General features: G+C 41.0%; 19 protein-coding genes and 1 tRNA gene. 14 read left to right on the top strand and 6 right to left on the bottom strand.

All coding sequences use genetic code 11. The annotated features are described in order from the left end of the window. Nucleotides 1-76 precede the first annotated feature (76 nt). The 4 genes from cobU to cobC all read left to right on the top strand — a co-directional run bounded on the left by cobU (nt 77) and on the right by cobC (nt 4025). The gene (cobU, locus tag BMW53_RS15960) at nt 77-649 is read left to right on the top strand and encodes a bifunctional adenosylcobinamide kinase/adenosylcobinamide-phosphate guanylyltransferase (RefSeq protein ID WP_051567872.1); all 573 of its coding nucleotides are present in this window, start codon (nt 77-79) and stop codon (nt 647-649) included. A 1000-nt stretch (nt 650-1649) separates the two neighbouring features. Further along, nucleotides 1650-2654: a nicotinate-nucleotide--dimethylbenzimidazole phosphoribosyltransferase gene (cobT, locus tag BMW53_RS15955; RefSeq protein ID WP_038559538.1), complete on the top strand. Its 1005-nt coding sequence runs from the start codon at nt 1650-1652 to the stop codon at nt 2652-2654. Nucleotides 2655-2718: 64 nt separating this feature from the next. Next, nucleotides 2719-3480, top strand: a complete 762-nt coding sequence (locus BMW53_RS15950) for an adenosylcobinamide-GDP ribazoletransferase (protein ID WP_038559540.1) — start codon at nt 2719-2721, stop codon at nt 3478-3480. Next, the gene (gene cobC / locus BMW53_RS15945; RefSeq protein WP_051567873.1) at nt 3477-4025 is read left to right on the top strand and encodes an alpha-ribazole phosphatase; all 549 of its coding nucleotides are present in this window, start codon (nt 3477-3479) and stop codon (nt 4023-4025) included. The genes BMW53_RS15950 and cobC overlap by 4 nt, the downstream gene beginning before the upstream one ends. 1920 nt (nt 4026-5945) lie before the next feature. On the opposite strand, the gene floA is transcribed toward cobC, so the two are convergent. From floA to BMW53_RS15925, 4 genes are read right to left on the bottom strand one after another with little or no spacing between them, the layout of a single operon-like run. Continuing rightward, nucleotides 5946-6932, bottom strand: coding sequence for a flotillin-like protein FloA (gene floA, locus BMW53_RS15940; RefSeq protein ID WP_038559543.1), 987 nt, complete (start codon nt 6930-6932; stop codon nt 5946-5948). Between the two features lie 2 nt (nt 6933-6934). Continuing rightward, a complete protein-coding gene (locus tag BMW53_RS15935) occupies nt 6935-7405 on the bottom strand; it encodes an NfeD family protein (RefSeq protein ID WP_038559546.1) in 471 nt (156 codons plus the stop codon). Nucleotides 7406-7410: 5 nt separating this feature from the next. Next, entirely contained in the window at nt 7411-7689 is a 279-nt protein-coding gene (locus BMW53_RS15930; RefSeq protein ID WP_038559550.1) for an ATP-dependent Clp protease adaptor ClpS, read from the bottom strand. Beyond that, complete coding sequence (locus tag BMW53_RS15925) at nt 7686-9134, bottom strand: hypothetical protein (RefSeq protein ID WP_074780961.1); 1449 nt, start codon at nt 9132-9134, stop codon at nt 7686-7688. Before BMW53_RS15925 ends, BMW53_RS15930 begins: the two co-directional genes overlap by 4 nt. Before the next feature lie 153 nt (nt 9135-9287). Here BMW53_RS15925 and bcp point away from each other — a divergent pair, with 153 nt between their 5' ends. The 7 genes from bcp (at nt 9288) to rpe (ending at nt 17767) form a co-directional block, all read left to right on the top strand. Continuing rightward, a complete protein-coding gene (bcp, locus tag BMW53_RS15920; protein ID WP_038559556.1) occupies nt 9288-9752 on the top strand; it encodes a thioredoxin-dependent thiol peroxidase in 465 nt (154 codons plus the stop codon). Nucleotides 9753-9764: 12 nt separating this feature from the next. Continuing rightward, nucleotides 9765-10796, top strand: coding sequence for a recombinase RecA (gene recA / locus BMW53_RS15915; RefSeq protein WP_038559559.1), 1032 nt, complete (start codon nt 9765-9767; stop codon nt 10794-10796). Between the two features lie 122 nt (nt 10797-10918). Further along, on the top strand, nt 10919-13339 hold the full coding sequence (thrA, locus tag BMW53_RS15910; RefSeq protein ID WP_038559562.1) for a bifunctional aspartate kinase/homoserine dehydrogenase I: 2421 nt from the start codon (nt 10919-10921) through the stop codon (nt 13337-13339). A 113-nt stretch (nt 13340-13452) separates the two neighbouring features. Continuing rightward, nucleotides 13453-14658, top strand: a complete 1206-nt coding sequence (locus tag BMW53_RS15905) for a cofactor-independent phosphoglycerate mutase (protein ID WP_038559565.1) — start codon at nt 13453-13455, stop codon at nt 14656-14658. A 103-nt stretch (nt 14659-14761) separates the two neighbouring features. Beyond that, on the top strand, nt 14762-16069 hold the full coding sequence (thrC, locus tag BMW53_RS15900) for a threonine synthase (RefSeq protein WP_038559568.1): 1308 nt from the start codon (nt 14762-14764) through the stop codon (nt 16067-16069). A gap of 171 nt (nt 16070-16240) precedes the next feature. Next, the gene (locus BMW53_RS15895; RefSeq protein ID WP_038559571.1) at nt 16241-17107 is read left to right on the top strand and encodes a sigma-70 family RNA polymerase sigma factor; all 867 of its coding nucleotides are present in this window, start codon (nt 16241-16243) and stop codon (nt 17105-17107) included. 9 nt (nt 17108-17116) lie between these two features. Then, entirely contained in the window at nt 17117-17767 is a 651-nt protein-coding gene (gene rpe, locus BMW53_RS15890) for a ribulose-phosphate 3-epimerase (protein ID WP_038559574.1), read from the top strand. Here the strand turns inward: rpe and BMW53_RS15885 are convergent. Next, the gene (locus BMW53_RS15885; RefSeq protein ID WP_038559577.1) at nt 17759-18010 is read right to left on the bottom strand and encodes a hypothetical protein; all 252 of its coding nucleotides are present in this window, start codon (nt 18008-18010) and stop codon (nt 17759-17761) included. The genes rpe and BMW53_RS15885 overlap by 9 nt on opposite strands. Nucleotide 18011: 1 nt before the next feature. Further along, nucleotides 18012-20474, bottom strand: coding sequence for a ferrous iron transport protein B (feoB, locus tag BMW53_RS15880; protein WP_038559580.1), 2463 nt, complete (start codon nt 20472-20474; stop codon nt 18012-18014). A 140-nt stretch (nt 20475-20614) separates the two neighbouring features. Here feoB and BMW53_RS15875 point away from each other — a divergent pair, with 140 nt between their 5' ends. The 3 genes from BMW53_RS15875 to BMW53_RS15865 all read left to right on the top strand — a co-directional run bounded on the left by BMW53_RS15875 (nt 20615) and on the right by BMW53_RS15865 (nt 21868). Then, the gene (locus BMW53_RS15875; protein WP_051567874.1) at nt 20615-21367 is read left to right on the top strand and encodes a hypothetical protein; all 753 of its coding nucleotides are present in this window, start codon (nt 20615-20617) and stop codon (nt 21365-21367) included. After that, on the top strand, nt 21348-21650 hold the full coding sequence (locus BMW53_RS15870) for a thiamine-binding protein (protein ID WP_038559583.1): 303 nt from the start codon (nt 21348-21350) through the stop codon (nt 21648-21650). Before BMW53_RS15875 ends, BMW53_RS15870 begins: the two co-directional genes overlap by 20 nt. A 144-nt stretch (nt 21651-21794) precedes the next feature. Further along, a tRNA-Arg gene (locus BMW53_RS15865) sits at nt 21795-21868 on the top strand. Nucleotides 21869-22305 lie beyond the last annotated feature (437 nt).

The raw sequence follows: 22305 nt of genomic DNA, 5'->3' as shown, positions 1-22305 counted from the left end.
CATGATAATGATTCTTACCCCTGGTCGCGTACCTGGGGTTTGATTTTTTGTAACTTTTGATATTCAATTTTATAGAATGGCACAAATAACATTTATAACAGGCGGCCAGCGCTCGGGGAAAAGCAGCTTTGCACAGAAACGTGCTGAAGAAAATTCGGATGCACCGGTGTATTTGGCAACCGCTCATATCTGGGACGAAGATTTTCATCGCCGGGTTAAACGCCATCAGTCCGATCGGGGCGAACAGTGGCAAACCATCGAGGAAGAGATTGAAATCAGTAAGCATGATTTGGCCGGAAAAACAGTGATGCTTGATTGTATTACGCTGTGGCTGACCAATATTTTTTACCGGAACAACAACGATGTTGATGCCAGCCTGGAATTAGCCAAGCGAGAGTGGGATAGATTTATCAAACAGGAGATGGAGCTTTTCGTGGTAAGCAACGAGCTGGGAATGGGCGTTCATCCCGAAAACGAAATCGCCCGGAAATTTGCCGATCTGCAGGGCTGGATGAACCAGTACATTGCCAAATCGGCAAACGACGTATTTCTGATGGTTTCGGGAATACCGGTACAGGTAAAAAGGCAAAAGGCAAAAAGTAGAAAGGTAAAAGTTGGGCGAAGCGAATTGAAAATCGGCCATAGCTAAATCCCAACCGCAGTGTCGGCAACAAAAATTAAACTTCGAGTCTTCGTGTTTAAAAAAGAATGAATTTCGAATGCTGATTAACGAATTAAGATTTCAGAATGCTTTGCGTCTTTGCGCCTTTGCGGTTAAAAAAAACTTCGGGTTATAGTGTTTGAAGTTTTACCACAAAGTTGCACAAAGGCAGCACAAAGTAACACTAAGAAGAACTATTGATATCTACTGTGCCTGCTGTGGTTCAGAAACAAGTAATAAGGAAAGAATATTGAATTTCGAATGAAGATTAACGATTTAAGATTTTAGAATTCTCTGCGTCCTGGCGCCTTTGCGGTAAATATCTTCGTGTCTTTGAGTCTTCGTGTTTAAAAAAGAATGAATTTCGAATGATGATTAACGAATTAAGATTTCAGAATGCTTTGCGCCTTTGCGATTAAAAAAACATCGAGTTATAGAGTTTAAAGTTTTACCACAAAGTTGCACAAAGTAACACTAAGAAGAACTATTGATACCTACTGTGCCTACTGTGGTTCAGAAACAAGTAATAAGGAAAGAATATTGAATTTCGAATGAAGATTAACGATTTAAGATTTTAGAATTCTCTGCGTCCTGGCGCCTTTGCGGTAAATATCTTCGTGTCTTTGAGTCTTCGTGTTTAAAAAAGAATGAATTTCGAATGAAGATTAACGAATTAAGATTTCAGAATGCTTTGCGTCTTTGCGGTTAAAAAAAACTTCGAGTTATAGAGTTTAAAGTTTTACCACAAAGTTGCACAAAGTTGCACAAAGTAACACTAAGAAGAACTATTGATACCTACTGTGCCTGCTGTGGTTCAGAAACAAGTAATAAGGAAAGAATATTGAATTTCGAATGAAGATTGACGAACTAAGATTTCAGAATGCTTTGCGTCTTAGCGCCTTTGCGGTTAAAATGTTTGTGTCTTTCTCTTTAAAAATTATATCTGCGCATATCCGCGCAATCTGCGAGAAATTAAAAAGCAATAACAATGACATTAAAAGATCAGCTACAACACAAAATCGATAACAAAACCAAGCCGCTCGGATCGCTTGGAAGGCTTGAAAAACTGGCCCTGCAAATAGGCATGGTTCAAAACACACTGTCGCCCAAAATTGAAAAACCGGCGCATCTGGTTTTTGCTGCCGACCATGGCCTGGTTGACGAAGGCATCAGCCCGTACCCCAAAGATGTAACCTGGCAAATGGTAATGAATTTTTGCGCCGGAGGTGCTTCCATCAACGTTTTTTGCCGGCAAAACGCAATGAATCTGAAAGTTTTTGATGTGGGTGTTGATTACGATTTCCCGGCAGAACTACCCGTGATTAATGCCAAAGTGGCAAACGGAAGTCGTAACATGCGAAAAGAACCGGCCATGACCGCGGAGGAATGTCGCGCCGCGATGGAAGTTGGTGTCAAAGCCGTTCGCGAAGAAGCGGCCAAAGGGTGTAATACCATCGGTTGTGGCGAAATGGGAATTGGAAACACCTCGCCTTCGTCGTTACTGATGCACAAATTTACCGGCCTTTCACTGGAAGATTGTACGGGTAGAGGCTCGGGCTTGAATGATGAGCAGGTCGATCGTAAAACCAGAATCCTACAAGAAATTGCCGCGAAATACAATCCCGGCACGCCTGAAGAAGTTTTAGCAACTTTCGGCGGTCTTGAAATTGCTGCCATGACGGGGGCTTACCTCGAAGCGAAGAGACAAAATATGCTTATCCTTATCGATGGTTTTATTGCCACGGCTGCTGTGCTTACGGCAATACAACTGGACCCGGCAGTAAAAGATAATTGTGTATTTTGCCATGGTTCCGATGAAAAAGGACACGAGCTTATGTTGCAATACCTTGGAGCAAAACCGCTGCTGCAATTGGGAATGCGATTGGGCGAAGGAAGCGGAGCTGCTGTTGCGATGCCGCTGGTAAAATCGGCTGTAAATTTCCTCAACGAAATGAGCAGCATGGACGATGCCGGTGTTAGCAATAAAGATTAAGTTTACAAGTCAGAGTTTGAAATGGTTTTAGCTCTTTGCTCTCTGCGCATAGCTCTTTACAAACATGAAAAATGAAATAAAAATATTCCTCACAGCCCTGATGTTTTACACCCGAATTCCGGTGGGAAGCATCGAAGGATGGTCGGAGAAGATGCTGAACAAAGCAACGCGCTACTTTCCGGTAATCGGATGGATTGTTGGAGGGGTTGGGGCATTGGTTTATTTTGCTTTTGGCGCTGTATTGCCAGTTACGCTGGCAGTAGCCCTCAGTATGGTGGCCACAATTCTGTTAACCGGAGCATTTCACGAGGATGGTTTTGCCGATTTCTGCGATGGTTTTGGAGGCGGCTACACACCCGAACGTATCCTGGAAATAATGAAAGACAGCCGGATTGGTACCTACGGAACAGTAGGTATTTTATCGGTTCTGGCGATAAAATTTCTGGCCTTGTCGCATATCGATACAATGCGCATTCCTTTTATTTTAATTGCCGGTCATGCCTTAAGTCGCATTTTCCCGGTGCTGCTAATTTATTCTTCGGTTTACGCGCGCCTGGATGCAACAAGCAAAACCAAGCCCGTTGGTAAAGCCGATTCGTTATTTTCGTTGCTGTTGGCACTGGTTACGGGCGGATTGTCATTGCTGTTCCTTGCCTGGCAGGAAACTGTTTTGGTGATTGCGGTTTTGCTCATTGTAACCTTTTTCTTCAGGAATTATATCACACGCAAATTAGGCGGTTACACCGGCGATGTTTTGGGTGCCCTGCAGCAATTGTGCGAAGTGTTTTTTTATTTGTGTATTCTTGCTTATCAAAATCTGGGATGAAGATCTACACGATCCGACATAGCAGCGTAAATGTAAAACCCGGCATTTGTTATGGGCAAACCGATGTTGATGTGGCCGAATCGTTTTACGAAGAGCAAAAACGTCTTTCACAGGAATTAGCGCAGGTGAGTTTTGATGCCGTGTGGTCGAGCCCCTTATTGCGTTGCCGGAAACTGGCTGAAAGTCTTTTTCCGAATAAGGCGATTCATTTTGATTCGCGACTTAAAGAATTGAATTTTGGCGACTGGGAAATGCTGCCCTGGGACGAAATATATGCTCAACCGGAGGGAAAAGACTGGATGGACAATTACCAGATACTGCCAACCAAAAACGGCGAATCGTACCCTGAAATGGTGGCGCGTGTTTCGGCTATTTTCAATGCAATTAAAAACGAAAATGCTGAAAACATTGCCATTGTTGCCCATGCCGGAGTAATCCGCATTTTAAAAAGTGTGATTGAGAACCGTCCAATTTCTGAACTTTTTGAAAATTTTAAACCGGCTTATGCCAGCTGTACCGTCTTCGAAATTAATCAACATGACTAAACCAAAAATATACGTCGGCTTATCAAAACCTCTACTTCGTTGTTTCTCCCATTTTGGTTTTTTACGGATTGGCTAACCGGTCTCTTATAATTATTGATGATTGCTGGCTGCGAAACAGCAGCGTTAAACGAAAACCAGGTCAGAACGGCAGTTTTGTAAACGTTGGCCGAAACCCATCGTGACGGAGTAATTGCTGCTTTGTTTTTTATTTCGTTGGAGGAGTGCCTGCTGTGCTTGCCTATAAAATGGCGAATACCCTCGATTCTGTGATCGGTCTGCTATTAAAAGTTTGTTTTATCAATATGGCAGTAACGCTTGTGTTTATCGGTGGTTTTGTGCTTTGGTTGGTATAAAACAAAAAAAGGACGGGTCAACACCCATCCTTTTCACTAACTAAACCAATAAAACTAATCAAACCTAAACTTATGAACTAAACTTGTATGACAAATGTACAATGAAAATGTAAACAGGAAGTTATCTCAATGTTAAAAAATGTGTTTTATAACATCTTTTTAATCTATCGATACTTAAGAAAAATCTATTGGACGATTTTGGGGCGGTGTTGAATGTATTGCTAAATCTACAGTTTGGGGTAAAATAAAAAAGGACAGGTCAACACCTATCCTTTTGTCTAACTAAACCAATAAAACTAATCAAACCTAAACTTATGAACTAAAACTTATAGTACAAATGTAAGTGCTTTCTTCGAAACAAAAGTTAATCGAATGTTAAGTTGTGTAATATCGTATTGTTATTATTTATGAGCGATAAGTATCATCTATTGCAAACGTTTGCGGAATAAAATGTAAAAAAGACTTTGGAGATGTGTTTGAACTGACAAAAAGATATTGAGGTTTTGGTTTTGTGCATAAAAAAAGGACGAGTCAACACTCATCCTTTTCACTAACTAAACCAATAAAACTAATCAAACCTAAACTTATGAACTAAACTTGTAGTACAAATTTAAGGCGAATACGATGAACTAAGGTTAATGGGATGTTAAAATGTGTGCACATAACATATTTTAACTTTATGAATCATCAGTTAAATTGATGGGAATTGTATGTCCATGATCTCATCTGTCAGGATATCAGTGCTTAATGTCGGCTGTGGTCTGTGAAAACACTTGTAATGTCAGGTTTGTACGAAAGTGTTGGTGTTAACTCAGATGTTAATTACGTATTAAGAACAGGGAAGATATAGCGCTTTGTAATTTTTAACTTGCTTTTCGAGGATGGGGTGCCCCCTTGATTGTGAATTGACTTGTGATGCTATCATCTTTCCGCAATTTCGGAATGTTGTACGTTCTCACAATATAATTTAAAGGAATCAGAACTGAATTAAATATGTTTCACCGAAAGATGAGATGTCGGGAGTGGGGTAATTCAGGTGTTGTTGGAGATGGTTGGTATAACGAAAAAAAGGACGGGTCAACACCCATCCTTTTCACTAACTAAACCAATAAAACTAATCAAACCTAAACTTATGAACTAAAACTTATACTGCAAAGATAAGGTGCGTATGTAAACCGGAGGTTACCCGAATGTTAAAAAATGTGTTTTATAACATATTTTAAATCTATTCAAGCTTAGAGAAAATCTATCGGGTGAAACTATTGTGGAAGATGGCAGGGCGAGTGGGGATTGTTTTCGAATTAAGCTATAAAAAAAGGATGAGTCAACGCTCATCCTTTCCACTAACTAAACCAATAAAACTAATCAAACCTAAACTTGTGAACTAAAACTTATGCTGCAAAGATATGCTGAAAAACATATTGCGGTTACGATATGAGTGAAGAATCGTTCGGAAAGGCATATTTTTTAACAAACGCTTAAGCTTTGGAAAAAATTTTAGAAACTAAGTATTAAAAAAGCCCGTTCCAGTTTGCAACGAGCTTTAAAATTTTATTGTAGATAGGGTTTATTGATCTTCTGTATTGCTTTTGTCTTCATCGGCAATCGACTCACGCATGGTAGTATCGGCCATTATGTTTTTGTATTTCATGTAATCCATAATTCCAAGGTTTCCACTGCGGAAGGCCTCCGAAATTGCCAGTGGTACCTGAACTTCAGCTTCAATAACCTTGGCTCTCATTTCTTGTGCTGTAGCCTTATTTTCCTGTTCCAGAGCAATTGCCATAGCACGGCGTTCTTCTGCTTTTGCCTGGGCAATGTTTTTGTCTGCCTCAGCCTGATCCATTTGAAGCACTGCTCCAATGTTTTTACCAATGTCGATGTCGGCAATATCAATTGATAATATTTCAAATGCTGTTCCAGCATCCAACCCTTTTTCAAGCACTACGCGCGAAATAAAATCAGGATTTTCCAACACCGCTTTGTGCGAATGCGATGATCCGATCGACGAAACAATTCCTTCACCTACGCGGGCGAGTACTGTTTCTTCTCCGGCTCCTCCAACCAATTGTTTAATGTTGGCCCGAACGGTTACCCTTGCTTTTGCAATGAGCTGAATACCGTCTTTCGAAACAGCAGTTACAGGCGGAGTATTAATTACTTTCGGATTCACCGACATTTGTACAGCTTCAAAAACATCGCGACCTGCCAGGTCGATGGCGGTTGCCATATTAAAAGGTAGTTCGATGTTTGCCTTTGCTGCAGATACCAATGCATGAACAACTCTCGCTACATGACCTCCGGCCAGGTAGTGGGCTTCCAAAGCATCGCGACTTAATTCAACATCGGCTTTTGCTCCTTCAATCATTGCGCGCACAATAACTCCCGGAGGTACTTTCCGGAAACGCATTAAGAACAACTGTAACAACGAAATTCGTACGCCGGATACCAGCGCTGAAAACCATAATCCTATCGGGATAAAATAGAGAATTATAAAAAGTAAAACGATGGCCCCAATGATTAATCCCCAGGCACCTACTGCATCTACTAACATATTTATTTTTTTATTGGTTCTACAATAATTTTATTGGATTCAATTTTCAAAACTCTGATTTCGGTATTGTGGTCGATGAAAGCACCGGTTGATTGTGCTTCCACTATTTCGCCATTCACTTTTGCTTTTCCCATTGGTGCTAATCTGCCAATCGATTTGCCGGTTTCGCCCACAACAATTTTTTCCTTGTTTATAAGGTCTATTTTTCCATCGATGTTTTTTTGCAGGATCATCTTTTTCCCAGTCCGCGATTTAAAGAAGTAGTAAATCATTGCCGGGGCAAGAATAAGAACTGCGGTTAGTGTAATGAAACCGGCAAGTATTCCGTATTCGGCAAATGCCACATACACTGCTCCTCCTAAAAGAAGGAAACCGCCAATTCCGGCGATGGTAACTCCCGGAATCACTGCAAACTCGATGAGTAGAAGGAGCAGGCCCAGAAGAATTAGTAAAATAATAGCAAGAATGCTCATATGTTTTAGTCAATAGTTGCGTTTAATTTGCGCTCGATCAGTGCCTCTTTCATTGGTTTTAATGCATCAAAAGCTCCTTTTTTAACATCGCATTTACCTTTGTAATGAACCAGCATTGTACATTGTGTAGCCTGCTCATATTCATGGTTGCAAATGTCAATCAAAGCATCGATAACATAATCGAATGTGTGCACATCGTCGTTATGCAAAGTCAGGAAATTTTCTTCAACAACTCCTTCTCTGAAATCACCTGTTGGGACTTTTTTTGTCTCTTTCTGCGTCATTTGTCGTTTTCAATTTCTTTAGCTTCACTCAAAGTTATTCTTTTTCCGTTAAAATACGGCACAACATAGGCATCTTCTACGCCTTCTCTACGTACTTGTTCCTGCATTTTTACTGCATCGTTGTAGTTGGTAAGGTTTCCGGTGGTATAAACTACAATGCCTTTTTCGTCGGTGTAATTCTCAATTTTACGAATATAAGATAACTTATCGAATAATCGTTTTACATAGGCCGGTAATCCGCGGCTATAAGCGCCCAACTGAATTTTATAAATCAATTCGTCTTTTGTTGTGTCGTCGGTATCACTGGTCGTTGTTCGGTTAACCGGCGCAATTGACGGTGCTACCAGGATGATCGAATCTGGTTTTTCATGAACTAATTGCGAATTGTAGGCTGCTAAATAATCATCGGCCTGTTTTCTGAATTCCTGTATTTCTTCGAATGAAGCGCTCTGCCAGTACGCATTTTCTTCCTGCTGCGATTTTAGCAGCAATTCTTCTGCAGCTGCACGTAGCTGAAAAATGCTTGTTTCTTTGGCAAGAATTTGTTTTCCCAGCGTTTGTCGCTCGGTATATGACGTTGTGGAGCCGTATTGTTTCCGCAGTTCGTCGGTGTTGCTGATCGTTTGCTCCAGCTCCTCTTGTTTGGCTGTTCCCTCGGCATATAAATTTAAACCGCTTTTTGTTTTAAAGAATGTGGTGTCAGGATAAGTAATCTCCGCATTCACTCCAAAATTTATTGGCTCGGGTATAACCTCAGCTTCAGTTGGTTCTTCAATAATTTCCGGTTCAGGGATGATTGAATCGGCAATTGTTGAGTCGGGCAAAACCGAATCAGTGGCTGCAAAAATTTCTGTAGAATCCGAGATTTCAGCTGCGATCACCGTTTCCCCAATAACCGGGTTAAAGGATTCCGGTTCTGTTTCGCGGGGCACGGCTGCCGGCATCACATCTGTTGCTGCTGTTTCGGTTACTTCTTCAACTTCTTCAGTTTGCTCAAACGGATTTATTTTATCGCGGCATAGCTGCATTTTTTCGACAATACCAAGTTCCTGTGCAGTTGCATCGTCGGCTTTATTCCTGAATAAGGTATAATAATTTAAAGCCTCTACGAAACGATTTTTAGCGTGGTACTGAACAGCAATATAATAATTGGTTTTTACAGGTGCTTCTCCCAGGCTTCCGTTCAGTAAGTAAATGATTTCATTTGTTCCGTAATGTCCGTTTTCAGTACGGCAGGCACCATAATAGTAATTAACCATCAGGTGGTCGGGTTTTTCATTCAGCAACTTTTTCAGAATCACCTCGGCATCGCTAAAATTGCCTTCATCGTATAAACGAATGGCCTGCGAAAGCGAACTTTCCTGGCTGGCTCCAAAAACGCTGTCGGAAGCAAACAAAAAAATAGAGAATATTGTTAGTAGTGCTAAAACCTTTCTAAAAATCATATGAAAATCAGTTCTGTTTTATGTTTGTAAAGCTACAAAAAATCAAATTTTTTCAGAGATTAAATTAAACTGAAGTAGCAGCTAAGATACAGAAATGAACTGAGATTTATCATTTATTAAACTATATTTGTAAAATTGAATAATTCGTAAGACATGGCAAATTTAAAAGTTGGAGATAAGGCCCCGGATTTTGAAGGTAAAAATCAAAATGGAGAGAAGATCGCTCTTAAAGATTTTGCCGGAAAAAAGCTGATTCTTTATTTCTACCCAAAAGACAATACTCCCGGATGTACCGCTGAATCGTGCAATTTAAACGACAATTACGATGCGTGGCTGGAAAAAGGTTTTGATGTTGTGGGAGTAAGCCCCGACAGTGAAAAATCGCATCAGAAATTTATCGACAAATTTGGGTTTAAATTTAACCTGATTGCCGATACCGAAAAAGAAATTCTGGAGGCCTATGGCGCCTGGGGATTGAAAAAAATGTATGGTAAAGAGTACATGGGCGTTTTACGAAAAACCTTTGTTATTGACGAAGAGGGCGTAATCGCCGAAATTTTCGAAAAAGTAAATACAAAAGATCACACAAATCAGATTATTGAAACGTTAAATCTATAACCTATTCTGAACATGACAAAAGAGGAAAGAGCTCAAATGAATAAGGAAAAGCTGAAAGCGCTTCAGCTAACAATGGATAAAATTGAAAAGAGCTATGGTAAAGGCTCGATAATGCGCATGGGCGACCAGGGCGAACAGGATATTCCTGCCATTTCATCCGGATCTATTGCACTTGACGTAGCTTTGGGGATTGGTGGTTTCCCGAAAGGCCGTGTAATCGAGATTTACGGTCCAGAATCGTCGGGTAAAACAACCCTGGCTATTCACGCTATTGCCGAAGCTCAAAAAGCCGGAGGAATTGCCGCAATTGTAGATGCCGAGCATGCTTTCGATCCGTACTACGCCCGTAAACTGGGTGTTGATATTGATGAACTTCTAATTTCGCAACCCGATAACGGTGAGCAGGCTTTGGAAATTACCGATAACCTGATTCGTTCGGGTGCGTTGGATATTGTGGTAATCGACTCGGTTGCTGCATTAACACCAAAAGCCGAGTTGGAAGGTGAAATGGGCGATTCAAAAATGGGACTTCAGGCACGTTTAATGTCGCAGGCACTGCGTAAGCTTACGGCCAACATCAACAAAACAAAAACCTGCTGTATTTTTATTAACCAGTTGCGCGAGAAAATCGGTGTTATGTTCGGTAACCCTGAAACTACAACCGGTGGTAATGCACTTAAATTTTATGCATCGGTACGTTTGGATATTCGCCGCATTGGCCAGATTAAAGATGGCGACGAGGTGAATGGTAACCACGTACGTGTGAAAGTGGTGAAAAACAAGGTGGCACCACCATTCCGCAAAGCAGAGTTCGATATTATGTATGGCGAAGGAATTTCTAAATCGGGCGAAATCATCGATTTGGGCGTTCAATACAACATTATCAAAAAAAGCGGATCGTGGTTTAGTTATGGCGAAACAAAATTAGGACAGGGACGTGAAACTGTACGTCAGTTGGTAATCGACAATCCCGAGCTTGCTCAGGAATTGGAGACGAAAATTATTGAAGCCATTACCGGAAAAGTAACCACCACAACAGAATAAATTATACTGATATAGGCAGAATATAACGGGTGAATTGATTCTGTCGATTCATCCGTTTTTTTTATAAGGAAGGACTAAAATTGAAGTAGTTATTACAAATAATAATAGATAAAAAAAATCGTATGAAAGTGTTAAAGTTTGGTGGAACATCCGTAGGTTCCGCCGCAAACATTAAACGTGTAAAAGACATTGTACTAAACCAGAACGACGATGTTGTTGTGGTTGTTTCGGCCTTTGGTGGCATAACCGATAAAATTCTGACGGCAGCGCACAATGCTGCCTCTGGTACAGGCGACTTTCATACGGAACTTACGGAAATCAGACAGCGACACGACGAAACAATCAATGAGCTTTTTAACGGTTCAGGATCGGTAAAAGAAAAGGTTGACGTGTTACTCGACGAACTGGAAAAATTGCTGACAGGTATAACTTTGGTGGGCGAATTAACATTGAAAACGCTCGACCGGATTGCCGGTTTGGGTGAGCGGATTTCGTCGCATATTGTTGCCGAATTTATTGGTTGCCCCAGAAAAGACTCGTCGGAATTTATTCAAACCGACAGTAACTTTGGGAAAGCTGTAGTTGATTTTAGCGTGACCAACAGCAAAATCAAAGAAACTTTTACCGGTTTTAAAGGTATGGCAGTTGTGCCCGGATTTATCTCGAAAAATGCCAAAGGCGAATTTACAACGCTGGGCCGCGGTGGATCTGATTTTACTGCCGCAATTTTGGCTGCAGCACTCGATGTTGAAATTCTGGAAATATGGACTGATGTAAACGGTTTTATGACGGCCGATCCGCGCGTGATTCGCAAAGCTTACACCATTCCGGAGATTTCTTATTCAGAAGCCATGGAGCTTTCGCATTTTGGTGCTAAAGTAATTTACCCGCCAACCATTTTGCCGGTTTACCAAAAAGGAATTCCTATCCAGATAAAAAATACGTTCGATCCGGAAAACCCGGGAACCAAAATTGTAAAAGGCGTAAAAAATGGTTTCGACCGTCCGATTAAAGGTATTTCATCTATTTCCGGAATTACGCTCGTTACTTTGCAGGGTATTGGAATGGTGGGAGTTACCGGTATTTCGATGCGTTTGTTTACCGCGTTGGCAAAAGTAAATGTAAATGTGATTTTGATTTCGCAGGCATCATCGGAAAATTCAATCAGTGTGGCCATTGAAGAAAAAGCACTGGATGTGGCCGAAGCTGCCATTCGCGAAGAATTTGAAAAGGAAATTGCCGCCGGGCAGGTGAGTAAAATAGATCTGGAAAGCAGCGTTTCGGTGGTTGCAATTGTTGGCGAGAACATGAAACACACCACCGGTATTGCCGGAAAACTGTTCTCTACGATGGGAAAAAGCGGGGTGAATATAATTGCCATCGCGCAAGGAGCGTCGGAATTGAATATTTCGTGGGTAGTAAAAAACGATGACTTGCGAAAAACCTTAAATGTGGTGCACGAATCGTTCTTCCTGTCGGAGAATGTGGAGCTGAATATTTTCCTGATGGGAATCGGAACCGTTGGAGGAAACCTGCTTAAGCAGATCAAACAACAACAGCAGCGCCTGTTAAAAGAAAACCATTTACGCTTAAAGTTAACCGGGATTGCCAACTCAAAAAAAATGCTCTTTAACCGCGATGGAATCGAAATCGAATCCTTTAAAGAGCAGTTGGATGCTTCGGAAAAAACATCGTCGTTGCAGGGTTTTGTTGATGGGATTAAGGAAATGAATATTTACAATTCAGTGTTTGTGGATTGTACGGCCAACGACGCGGTTGCGGATCTTTACAAAGAAATTTTAAGCTCGAACGTTTCCATTGTTACGGCCAATAAAGTAGCCGCATCATCGGAATACGATAATTATGCCGAACTGAAAAAAATCGCCAAAAAGAAAGGGATTAAATTTCTTTTCGAAACCAATGTTGGCGCAGGTTTGCCAATTATCAATACGCTGAACGATTTGGTAAATTCGGGAGATAAAGTATTACGGATTGAAGCCGTTCTTTCCGGCACGCTCAACTATATTTTTAATACCATTTCAGCTGAAATCCCATTGAGCAAAACCATAAAAATGGCGAAGGAAGAAGGTTATTCAGAGCCCGATCCGCGTGTGGATTTAAGTGGTGTTGACGTAGCCCGTAAAATTCTGATTCTTGCGCGCGAGTCGGGTTATCGTATTGAAATGGAGGATATTTCGATCAACCGATTTGTACCCGAAGAATTATTTGCCGGTACGCTTGAAGAATTTTGGGCCGGTGTTCCAAAGTTGGATGCCAGATTTGAAACCGAGCGTCAGCGCCTGGAAGCCGAAAATAAGAAATGGCGTTTTGTGGCGAAGTTCGAGAACGGTAAAGCCGAAGCCGGTTTGCAGGAAGTAGATGCTACGCATCCGTTTTACGACCTGGAAGGAAGCAATAACCTGGTAATGTACACCACCGAACGTTATCACGAATTTCCGATGCTGATAAAAGGCTATGGTGCCGGTGCTTCGGTAACCGCTGCCGGTGTATTTGCCGATTTAATAAAAGTGTCGAATATTTAGAACAAAGTTGCTGCTAAAAACATACTTATAAATAAACAGTGCAAAAAAACGTTGAAGACCGGTTGCCTACTGCTGTCACCGTGCACTGGTCTTCCTTATATTTTCTGAACAACATGAAGCATATTATAATCCTTGGCGATGGCATGTCCGACGAGCCACTCGCTGCCTATGGCGGGAAAACTCCGCTGCAAATGGCAAATAAACCACATATCGATTGGCTGGCAAAAAACGGCCAGTCGGGCTTATTAAAAACCGTACCCGAAAGTATGCATCCGGGCAGCGAAATTGCCAATATGGCCGTATTGGGCTACGATGTTGAAAAGGTTTTTGAAGGCAGGGGAGTGTTGGAAGCGGCCAGTATGGGTGTTGAATTGCAACCCGGAGATTTGGGTATGCGTTGCAACCTGATTTGTGTGGAAGATGAGAAAATTAAAAACCACTCGGCCGGACACATTTCAAATGAAGAAGCCGAAGAACTGATCCGTTTTTTGGACGAGAAACTCGGAACGGATAAAATTAAATTCTACCCAGGCGTTTCGTATCGTCATTTATTGGTGATTAAAGGTGGGGTAAAAGATTTTGCCTGCACACCACCGCACGATGTGCCCGGAACTCCATTTGCCGGTTGTTTGCCAAAAGCCAAAACTGAAGCAGCACGAAAAACAGCTGATTTAGTTACCGATCTGATTTTAAAATCACAGGAATTATTAAAAGATCATCCGGTAAACCAGAAGCGTAGAGCAGCCGGGAAAGATCCGGGTAACTCTGTTTGGCCCTGGTCGCCGGGCTACAAGCCGGCTATGCCAACATTAAAGGAACTATTTGGTGTTGAGAATTCGGCGGTGATTTCGGCGGTTGATCTCATTCACGGAATTGGTGTTTATGCCGGAATGAAAGTGATTCATGTTGAGGGTGCAACCGGTTTGTACGATACCAATTACGAAGGAAAAGCACAGGCCGCAATTGACGCATTGAAAGAAAACGATTTTGTATATCTGCACATCGAAGCCAGTGACGAAGCCGGACATGAAGGCGATGTGGAGCTGAAAACAAAAACCATAGAATACCTCGATCAGCGTGTGGTAAAATACATTCTGGAAGAAACGACTAAAATGGAAGAGGATGTGGCAATTGCTATTTTGCCCGATCATCCAACGCCGTGTGCCCTAAAAACGCATACCCGCGATGCCGTTCCGTTTACCATTTATAAACCGGGGGCAGAAGCCGATGCGGTGGAAGTTTACGATGAGTTCGATCCACGCAACGGCGTTTTTGGAACTTTGCAAGGCGATGAATTTATTCGTGCATTTTTGAAATAGATTCCATCCGGGGATCAAGCGGTGTTAAATTTATGATATCTGTCATATTTTGATAGTGTGGAGAATCTTGACTTCATCTCAAAATTCTATTTTTGTTCTTGCAATGCAATATTATAGTACAAATAAAAATACTTCTGATGTTTCTTTGAAAGAAGCAGTTGTAAAAGGATTGGCGGCCGATAACGGATTGTTTATGCCCGAGCGAATTGAAAAATTCGATCCTGCTTTTTTTGACGAAATCCAAAATTTGTCGTTTCAGGAAATCGCCTTTGAAGTAGCAAAGAAATTCTTTGGCGAAGATATTGAAGATACAAAATTGAAGGAGATCGTTTACGATACCTTGCAATTTGATTGTCCGGTTATAAAGGTTACCGATTCTATTTATTCGCTGGAGCTGTTTCATGGGCCAACGCTGGCGTTTAAAGATGTTGGTGCACGTTTTATGGCGCGTTTGCTCAATCATTTTTTGGGAAAACAAGAGAAGCTGGTAAACGTATTGGTGGCCACATCGGGCGATACCGGAAGTGCTGTAGCCAATGGTTTTCTGGGCGTTGAGGGCATTCATGTGTATGTGCTTTATCCGAAAGGAAAAGTAAGCGATATTCAGGAATCGCAGTTTACAACATTGGGGCAGAACATTACAGCGCTGGAAATTGACGGAACTTTTGACGATTGTCAGCATTTGGTAAAAACGGCTTTCCTCGACGAGGAGCTGAATAGAAAACTGGTGTTAACATCGGCAAACTCTATAAATGTTGCCCGTTTTCTTCCGCAGGCGTTTTATTATTTTAATGCCTATGCCCGTCTGAAAGAAGCCGGAAAATTAGATAATAAAGAGTTAGTAGTTTCAGTGCCCAGCGGGAACTTTGGAAACCTGACCGCGGGATTGATCGCATCAGAAATGGGATTGCCGGTAAAACAGTTTATTGCCGCCAACAACGAAAACGATGTGGTTTTTCAGTACCTCAAAAGCGGAGAATACAAACCACGCCCATCGGTTGAAACCATTGCCAACGCTATGGATGTTGGGGCACCGAGTAACTTTGCCCGTATTCTCGATTTGTACAAAAACGAGCACTTCTTGATTGCCGAAAAGATTAAAGGTTACCGCTATTCTGATGAAGAAATCAGAGAGGTGATTTTAAAAGTGTACAACGAGCGCAACTATTTATGCGACCCACACGGGGCTTGTGGATGCCAGTCGTTAAGCGAGTATTTATCGGAAAACGAAATTGGTGTTTTTTTGGAAACCGCACATCCGGTAAAGTTCACCGAAACGGTAGAGAAAGTGATTGGAAAAGGCAAAGTAGAATTGCCGGAAAAGCTTGCTGTTTTCATGAAAGGTGAGAAAAAAAATGAACAAATGACTTGTTCATTCGAAGATTTTAAGACTTATCTTTTAAATCGCTAGCATTAGAAGGGACCAAAATGAACTGTTAACCAATTTTGATGTTTTTTTAGTGTGATTATAGATATTATGGATAAATTATTAAATTTAGCGTATTACTTTTAGCCCCATGAAGTAATATAAGTTAAAAGAGTACTATGCTCTAAAGAAAGTTAATGTTAACAAGATTAATATATGAGACAACTAAAAATTACCAAACAGGTTACTAACCGCGACACCCTCTCGCTGGACAAGTATCTGCACGAAATTGGAAAGGTAGAGTTGTTGTCGGCCGAAAAAGAAGTGGAGTTGGCCAAACGCATAAAAAAAGGTGACCGTGAAGCTTTGGAAACGCTGATAAAAGCAAACCTGAGGTTTGTAGTTTCGGTTTCGAAACAATACCAAAACCAGGGGCTAAGTCTGCCCGACCTGATTAACGAAGGAAATTTAGGATTGATAAAAGCTGCGGAGCGATTTGATGAAACCCGCGGATTTAAATTTATTTCGTATGCTGTTTGGTGGATCCGCCAATCAATTCTTCAGGCCTTGGCCGAGCAATCGAGAATTGTGCGTTTGCCTTTAAACAAAATTGGCTCGATTAACAAAATCAACAAAGCATTTAACAAGCTGGAACAGGAATTCCAGCGCGAACCTACCGTTGACGAAGTTGCCGAGTTAATGGAATCAAAACCGGATTTGATTGAGGATTCTATGAATTTTTCAAGCACTCATGTATCAATGGATGCGCCGCTTCGTGAAGAGGAGGCAAATAGTTTGTACGATGTAATGCTAAACGAAGATTCACCGGATCCTGACGGCGAGCTGATGGATAATTCACTTCGTAAAGAAATTGAACGATCATTGTCTACACTTGGAGAACGTGAGGCTGAAATTCTGCGGTATTACTTCGGGTTGAAAGGATATCAACCACATACGCTGGAAGAAATTGGTGATGTTTTTGGATTAACACGTGAGCGCGTTCGACAGATTAAAGAAAAAGCAATTAAAAAACTAAAAAATCAATACCGAAACAGGTTGCTAAAATCATACCTGGGTAAATAAACTACATTTATGAGAGCTTTGATAGCACCCTCCATTCTGTCAGCTGACTTTAACAATCTTGGAAAAGATATCGAGATGATCAATCAAAGTGAGGCTGATTATATTCATTTTGATGTGATGGATGGCGTGTTTGTGCCGAATATTTCATTCGGAATTCCTGTAATAGAACATGTAAATAAAATTGCCCAAAAACCGCTCGATGTGCATTTGATGATTGTTGATCCGGATAAATTCATCGAGCCTTTTGTTGAGGCAGGCGCATCAATTATTACGGTGCATTACGAGGCTTGTCGTCATTTACACCGTACGGTTCAGTTAATAAAATCGTTTGGTGCCAGTGCCAGCGTTTGTTTAAATCCACATACGCCGGTAGCCGTTTTAGAGGATATTATCGGCGAGCTGGACATGGTGTTGCTGATGTCGGTAAATCCGGGTTTTGGTGGGCAGAAATTCATTGAAAATACTTACAGGAAGGTGGCACAATTGCGTAAAATGATTGATGACGCAAACTCGGATTGTAAGATTGAAATTGATGGTGGCGTAAACTACGAAACAGGCAAAAAGCTGCTCGATAAAGGAGCCGATGTGCTTGTTGCCGGAAGTTTTGTTTTTAGTGCCGAAAATCCAAAAGAAATTATTTCAGGATTAAAATCATTGTGATGAGCGCACGACGTTGTCGTTGCACTCTTCAATATTCTTTTCAATAACCTTTCGTGGTAAGTCGCGCAAAGCACAGTCGCCCGCAGCGCAGTCGGAGCAGTTGTGTACCATGGTAATTTTATCCTTTTTAAAATCGGTTGTTTTCGTTTTTTTTGCCGGTTTAAAAAAACGACGGTACATTTTTAATCCTGCCCAAAAAACGGCAGCAGCAATAATCAGGTATGTCAGAATTTCCTGGATCATATTACATGAATAACATTCCGATATTGTAGGTTACAAACGCTGCTATCCATGCCAGTGCGGTGGTGTAAAATACCGAGAAGGCTGCCCATTTCCACGAACCTGATTCGTTTTTAATGGTTGCCACAACCCCAATACATGGGAAATACAACAGAATAAAAATAATAAATGCCAGTGCGGCAGGTGTGGTAAATACAGCCTGTCCTTTATGCTTTCCTATCTGGTGAACTTCGTTTTGTAATTTTTGTTGCAGGTTGATGGTCGTTTCGCCATCTTGTGTTTGGTAAAGAACTCCCATGGTACTCACTACAATTTCTTTTGCCGGCAGACCGGCGACAATGGCAATACTCATTTTCCAGTCGAAACCAAGCGGACTCATTATTGGTTGAATAAATTTGCCTGTTCGCCCGATATAAGAGTTGATCAAACGATCGGATTCCATGGCATGATTTACTTCTGCTATGCGTTCTTCTTTTTGCGTTTCCGGTATTTCCGAATTTATTATCTGCTCAATTTGTTGTTCAAAACCGGCTGTATTCTTTGTTTTTCGCGGGAAATACTCCAGTGCCCAAATAATAATTACTCCCAACAAAATAATGGTCCCGATTTTTTTCAGGTAATGTTGCGTTTTGTCCCACATATGGTACACCACATTTCGGAATGTTGGCAGCCGATAGGTGGGGAGCTCCATTACAAACGGTGTTTCTTTATTCTTAAAAACCGTTTTGTTGAGCACCTGCGCTGTAATAAACGCAAAGAGAATTCCAACGGCATAAATTCCTATTAAAACCCATGCCTCGTATTTCTGGAAAAAGGCCGAAATAATAAGTATGTAAACCGGTAGCCGTGCACTGCACGACATAAACGGAATGATAAGCATGGTAAGAATGCGGTCGCCACGATTTCGCATGGACCGTGTTGCCAGAATGGCCGGGACATTGCATCCAAATCCCATAATCATTGGTATAAATGAACGGCCGTGCAAGCCAAAGCGGTGCATAATATTATCCATAATAAAAGCAGCACGAGCCATGTATCCCGAGCCTTCGAGCAAGGATATAAAAAAGAACAGAATCAGGATGTTGGGCAAAAATATCACTACACTTCCGGCGCCACCAATAATTCCGTCAACCAACAGGTCGTTCAGCATTCCATCGGGGATTATGTTGCCCACAAAATTGCCCAATGCCACTACTCCGGCATCAATCCAGTCCATGGGGTAAGCTCCCAGTTTAAAAGTAGTCCAGAAGATAAAAAACAAAAGTGCCGTAAAAATCGGAAATCCCAGGTAGCGGTTCGTTAGCACACTATCAATTTTTTCCGATTGCGTTTTCTTTTCCTTTTGTTTGTTGCTGTAAGTTTCGCGTAAAGCACCGGCAATAAAACTGTACTTGGCATTGGCAATAACCGTTTCGCTATCGTCGTTTTCCAATTGTTCTATTTTCTTTATTTCTTTCAGGGTAACTTCTTGTATTTCGTCGAAATTGGAGTATTTCGAAAGCAGTTCGATTACCTGGTTGTCTTTTTCAATCAGTTTAATGGCCAGAAAACGCGATGAAATCTTATCGGTAATCGGTTTGTCTTCTTTAATTTTCTGACGAATGGTGCGTATCGACTGTTCTAGTTCCTTTCCGTAATTGATATGGATATGGCGCGAAAAGTTGTCGCGGCCCTCAAAAACTTCGATAACTTTTTCAATTAACGAATCAAGCCCTAATCCTTTTGAACTAACCGTGGGGATAAGCGGAATTCCAACCAGTTTCGATAACTCTTCCTTGTCCAGTTTTAGCTTGTTCTTTTCCAGCTCGTCGAACATATTCAGGGCCATAATAACCCGCAAATCCATGTCGATCAATTGTGTAGTAAGAAACAGGCTTCGTTCCAGGTTGGTCGAATCAAGTACATTAATTACAATGTCAGGCGTTTGTTCGTAGATAAACTTCCTTACAAATATTTCTTCTTTTGAATAGGCTGTTAAACTGTAGGTGCCGGGCAGGTCGTAAAAGTTGAACGTATAATCGCCGTTTTTAAAAGTGGCTTTATGAATGTCAACCGTTACGCCGCTGTAATTGCCAACTTTTTCTTTCGAGCCGGAAATAAAATTAAACAACGTGGTTTTTCCGCAATTGGGGTTGCCTACCAATGCAATATTGATTGTTTTGGTACGCACCGAATTGTCGATAAGATCTATGTTCCTGTCGATGGTACCTTCGAAATTGTTGGTTGATGTTTTTTTGAACTCGGAGGCTGGAATAACCTCAATCCGATCGGCTTCCGATTTCCGTAGCGTAATATTATAGTTCAGAATTTTGTATTCACTGGGACCTTTAAACGGAGAATTTTTAATGGCCCGAACTTCGTTGCCACGGATAAATCCCATTTCAGTAATCCTCTTCCGGAACGAACCATGACCTAAAACTTTGGTGATTACCACCGGCTCATTATTTCTTGCTTCGCTTAATTTCACTCTCCCCCTGCTTTCTGTATTTAAATTAAATAAAAATAAGCCTACAAATATATTTAAATTCCGATGATAAAAAATAAAATATATTTGTTCTTTACATAGTTACAACAAGTCACTACTTTTGTTCGAACGAAGGAGGTTAAATGGAGGAAGATAAATTTTATAATAATATTCAGAAAGCATTGGACGATTTGCCCGAAAACTTTAGTATTCTGGAGGAACAGATAGATGTTGGCATTCAGATGGAATACTTTGAATTTGCCCGACTATTGAAGGACAGGGACACATCGGAAGAATGTTTTGAGGCGAGAGAAGAACTTTTTGACAAGGACGTTGACGAAGAACGCAAAAAGGAGATACTTACAGCTATAGCGGTGTACGACGATGTGAAAGCATACCGTACGCTTGAGAAGTTTGTTGAAGAGACTGAGGGCGACCTGAAGCAATGGGGAACGCTTGCTTTGCAGGAGAGCAGGATGCTGATGCATAGTTCGTTACTCGATGAGCAACAGGTGTTTATATCGACCGGGCTGGGCGGAAAAGGCAAAAAACTGCGGTATTTTGTGGTGTTTCTTTCGGTTAACGAAAACGAAATGTTAACAGAAACGCAACAAAAGCTTCTTAAAGATGAGTTAATATTCGAGCTTAACAAGCAGGAAGGTGTATTTGAATCGATGGACTTTATGGAAGGTTTTTCATCGGCTCTGGTAATGTTGCCGATTACCGCCGAAATCAAAGATACATTTCAGAATGTAATCAACGAGTGCAATCAGTACGGTGGTTTTTTACGCGAAGATATGGTAATTACCAATGTTAAGATTTTGTCGCGTAGCGAGATTATACAATTAATTCATCAAAAGGAAAATAAGAATAACAATGAGTTGGAAAACGAATAAGATAAATGTGGCAATTCAGGTGCTTCCTGAAGCCGACGGAAAAATAAAATACGAGTTGGTTGACAAAGCAATTGAAACCATTCAGAAATCGGGATACCGTTACCAGGTGTGCCCGTTTGAAACAGTAGTAGAGTGTGAATTTAATGAATTTCCGGCGTTGCTGGAGCGAATTCATGAGGCCTGTGGCGAAGCAGGAACACAACGAATGATCACCAATATGAAGCTTCAGGTAAATTTTGAAAAAAATGTGGCCATTGAAGATAAAATGGAAAAATACGCGTAATTATTTTGCTGTTAGGCGGTTGAATGCTTCGGCAGAAAAGCAGGCGAAAATGAATTGTAATTTATTTCAATAAAATTTCTGCACAGATTTGTATTTATACAAATAAGCGCTATATTTGCACCGCTTTAAAAGCAAAAACGTTCTGGACCTGTAGCTTAATTGGATAGAGCACCTGACTACGGATCAGGAGGTTAGGGGTTCGAGTCCCTTCAGGTTCACTTGGAAAAAAGGAGTTGCAAGAAATTGCAACTCCTTTTTTATTTTAGGTGAATTAGATGTAAAACAAATTGACGTTAATCTTTATGGGATCAGTTCTAAAACCTGGGGGATTTGATATTTTAAAGGATTAGTTTAAAAATACGGTGGATTACTTATTTGTACGAGCTACATGAAATTCAGTAAAATTATACCGATTTAACAACAAAGTGTCGCATTTTTTCATTTCATTCAGAACACTCCGGCGTTGTAGTATCGGCATTAACCATTGTAATTCGGGCAACAGTATAAGATATGCATTACCCCTCACCCTTCTATGTTGTAATCCAAATTTTATTTTTAGCATTTTGCTCATTATTAGCTATTTGTATTTCTTCAAAATAATACCTTCGGGCAATACAGAGCCAGCAGGTTTTCCTCTCCTGGTTAAATCCTTAGC

This window comes from Draconibacterium orientale, from assembly GCF_900111425.1.
Lineage (GTDB): Bacteria > Bacteroidota > Bacteroidia > Bacteroidales > Prolixibacteraceae > Draconibacterium > Draconibacterium orientale.
The sequence above is the reverse complement of the archived record's forward strand: the minus strand, read 5'-3'. Positions and strand labels throughout refer to the sequence as shown.

Bases quoted from the DNA above. Each gene is read 5' to 3' on its own strand.
- cobU (WP_051567872.1), top strand. From the start codon at position 77: ATGGCACAAATAACATTTATAACAGGCGGCCAGCGCTCGGGGAAAAGC.
- cobT (WP_038559538.1), top strand. From the start codon at position 1,650: ATGACATTAAAAGATCAGCTACAACACAAAATCGATAACAAAACCAAG.
- BMW53_RS15950 (WP_038559540.1), top strand. From the start codon at position 2,719: ATGAAAAATGAAATAAAAATATTCCTCACAGCCCTGATGTTTTACACC.
- cobC (WP_051567873.1), top strand. From the start codon at position 3,477: ATGAAGATCTACACGATCCGACATAGCAGCGTAAATGTAAAACCCGGC.
- floA (WP_038559543.1), bottom strand. From the start codon at position 6,932: ATGTTAGTAGATGCAGTAGGTGCCTGGGGATTAATCATTGGGGCCATC.
- BMW53_RS15935 (WP_038559546.1), bottom strand. From the start codon at position 7,405: ATGAGCATTCTTGCTATTATTTTACTAATTCTTCTGGGCCTGCTCCTT.
- BMW53_RS15930 (WP_038559550.1), bottom strand. From the start codon at position 7,689: ATGACGCAGAAAGAGACAAAAAAAGTCCCAACAGGTGATTTCAGAGAA.
- BMW53_RS15925 (WP_074780961.1), bottom strand. From the start codon at position 9,134: ATGATTTTTAGAAAGGTTTTAGCACTACTAACAATATTCTCTATTTTT.
- bcp (WP_038559556.1), top strand. From the start codon at position 9,288: ATGGCAAATTTAAAAGTTGGAGATAAGGCCCCGGATTTTGAAGGTAAA.
- recA (WP_038559559.1), top strand. From the start codon at position 9,765: ATGACAAAAGAGGAAAGAGCTCAAATGAATAAGGAAAAGCTGAAAGCG.
- thrA (WP_038559562.1), top strand. From the start codon at position 10,919: ATGAAAGTGTTAAAGTTTGGTGGAACATCCGTAGGTTCCGCCGCAAAC.
- BMW53_RS15905 (WP_038559565.1), top strand. From the start codon at position 13,453: ATGAAGCATATTATAATCCTTGGCGATGGCATGTCCGACGAGCCACTC.
- thrC (WP_038559568.1), top strand. From the start codon at position 14,762: ATGCAATATTATAGTACAAATAAAAATACTTCTGATGTTTCTTTGAAA.
- BMW53_RS15895 (WP_038559571.1), top strand. From the start codon at position 16,241: ATGAGACAACTAAAAATTACCAAACAGGTTACTAACCGCGACACCCTC.
- rpe (WP_038559574.1), top strand. From the start codon at position 17,117: ATGAGAGCTTTGATAGCACCCTCCATTCTGTCAGCTGACTTTAACAAT.
- BMW53_RS15885 (WP_038559577.1), bottom strand. From the start codon at position 18,010: ATGATCCAGGAAATTCTGACATACCTGATTATTGCTGCTGCCGTTTTT.
- BMW53_RS15875 (WP_051567874.1), top strand. From the start codon at position 20,615: ATGGAGGAAGATAAATTTTATAATAATATTCAGAAAGCATTGGACGAT.
- BMW53_RS15870 (WP_038559583.1), top strand. From the start codon at position 21,348: ATGAGTTGGAAAACGAATAAGATAAATGTGGCAATTCAGGTGCTTCCT.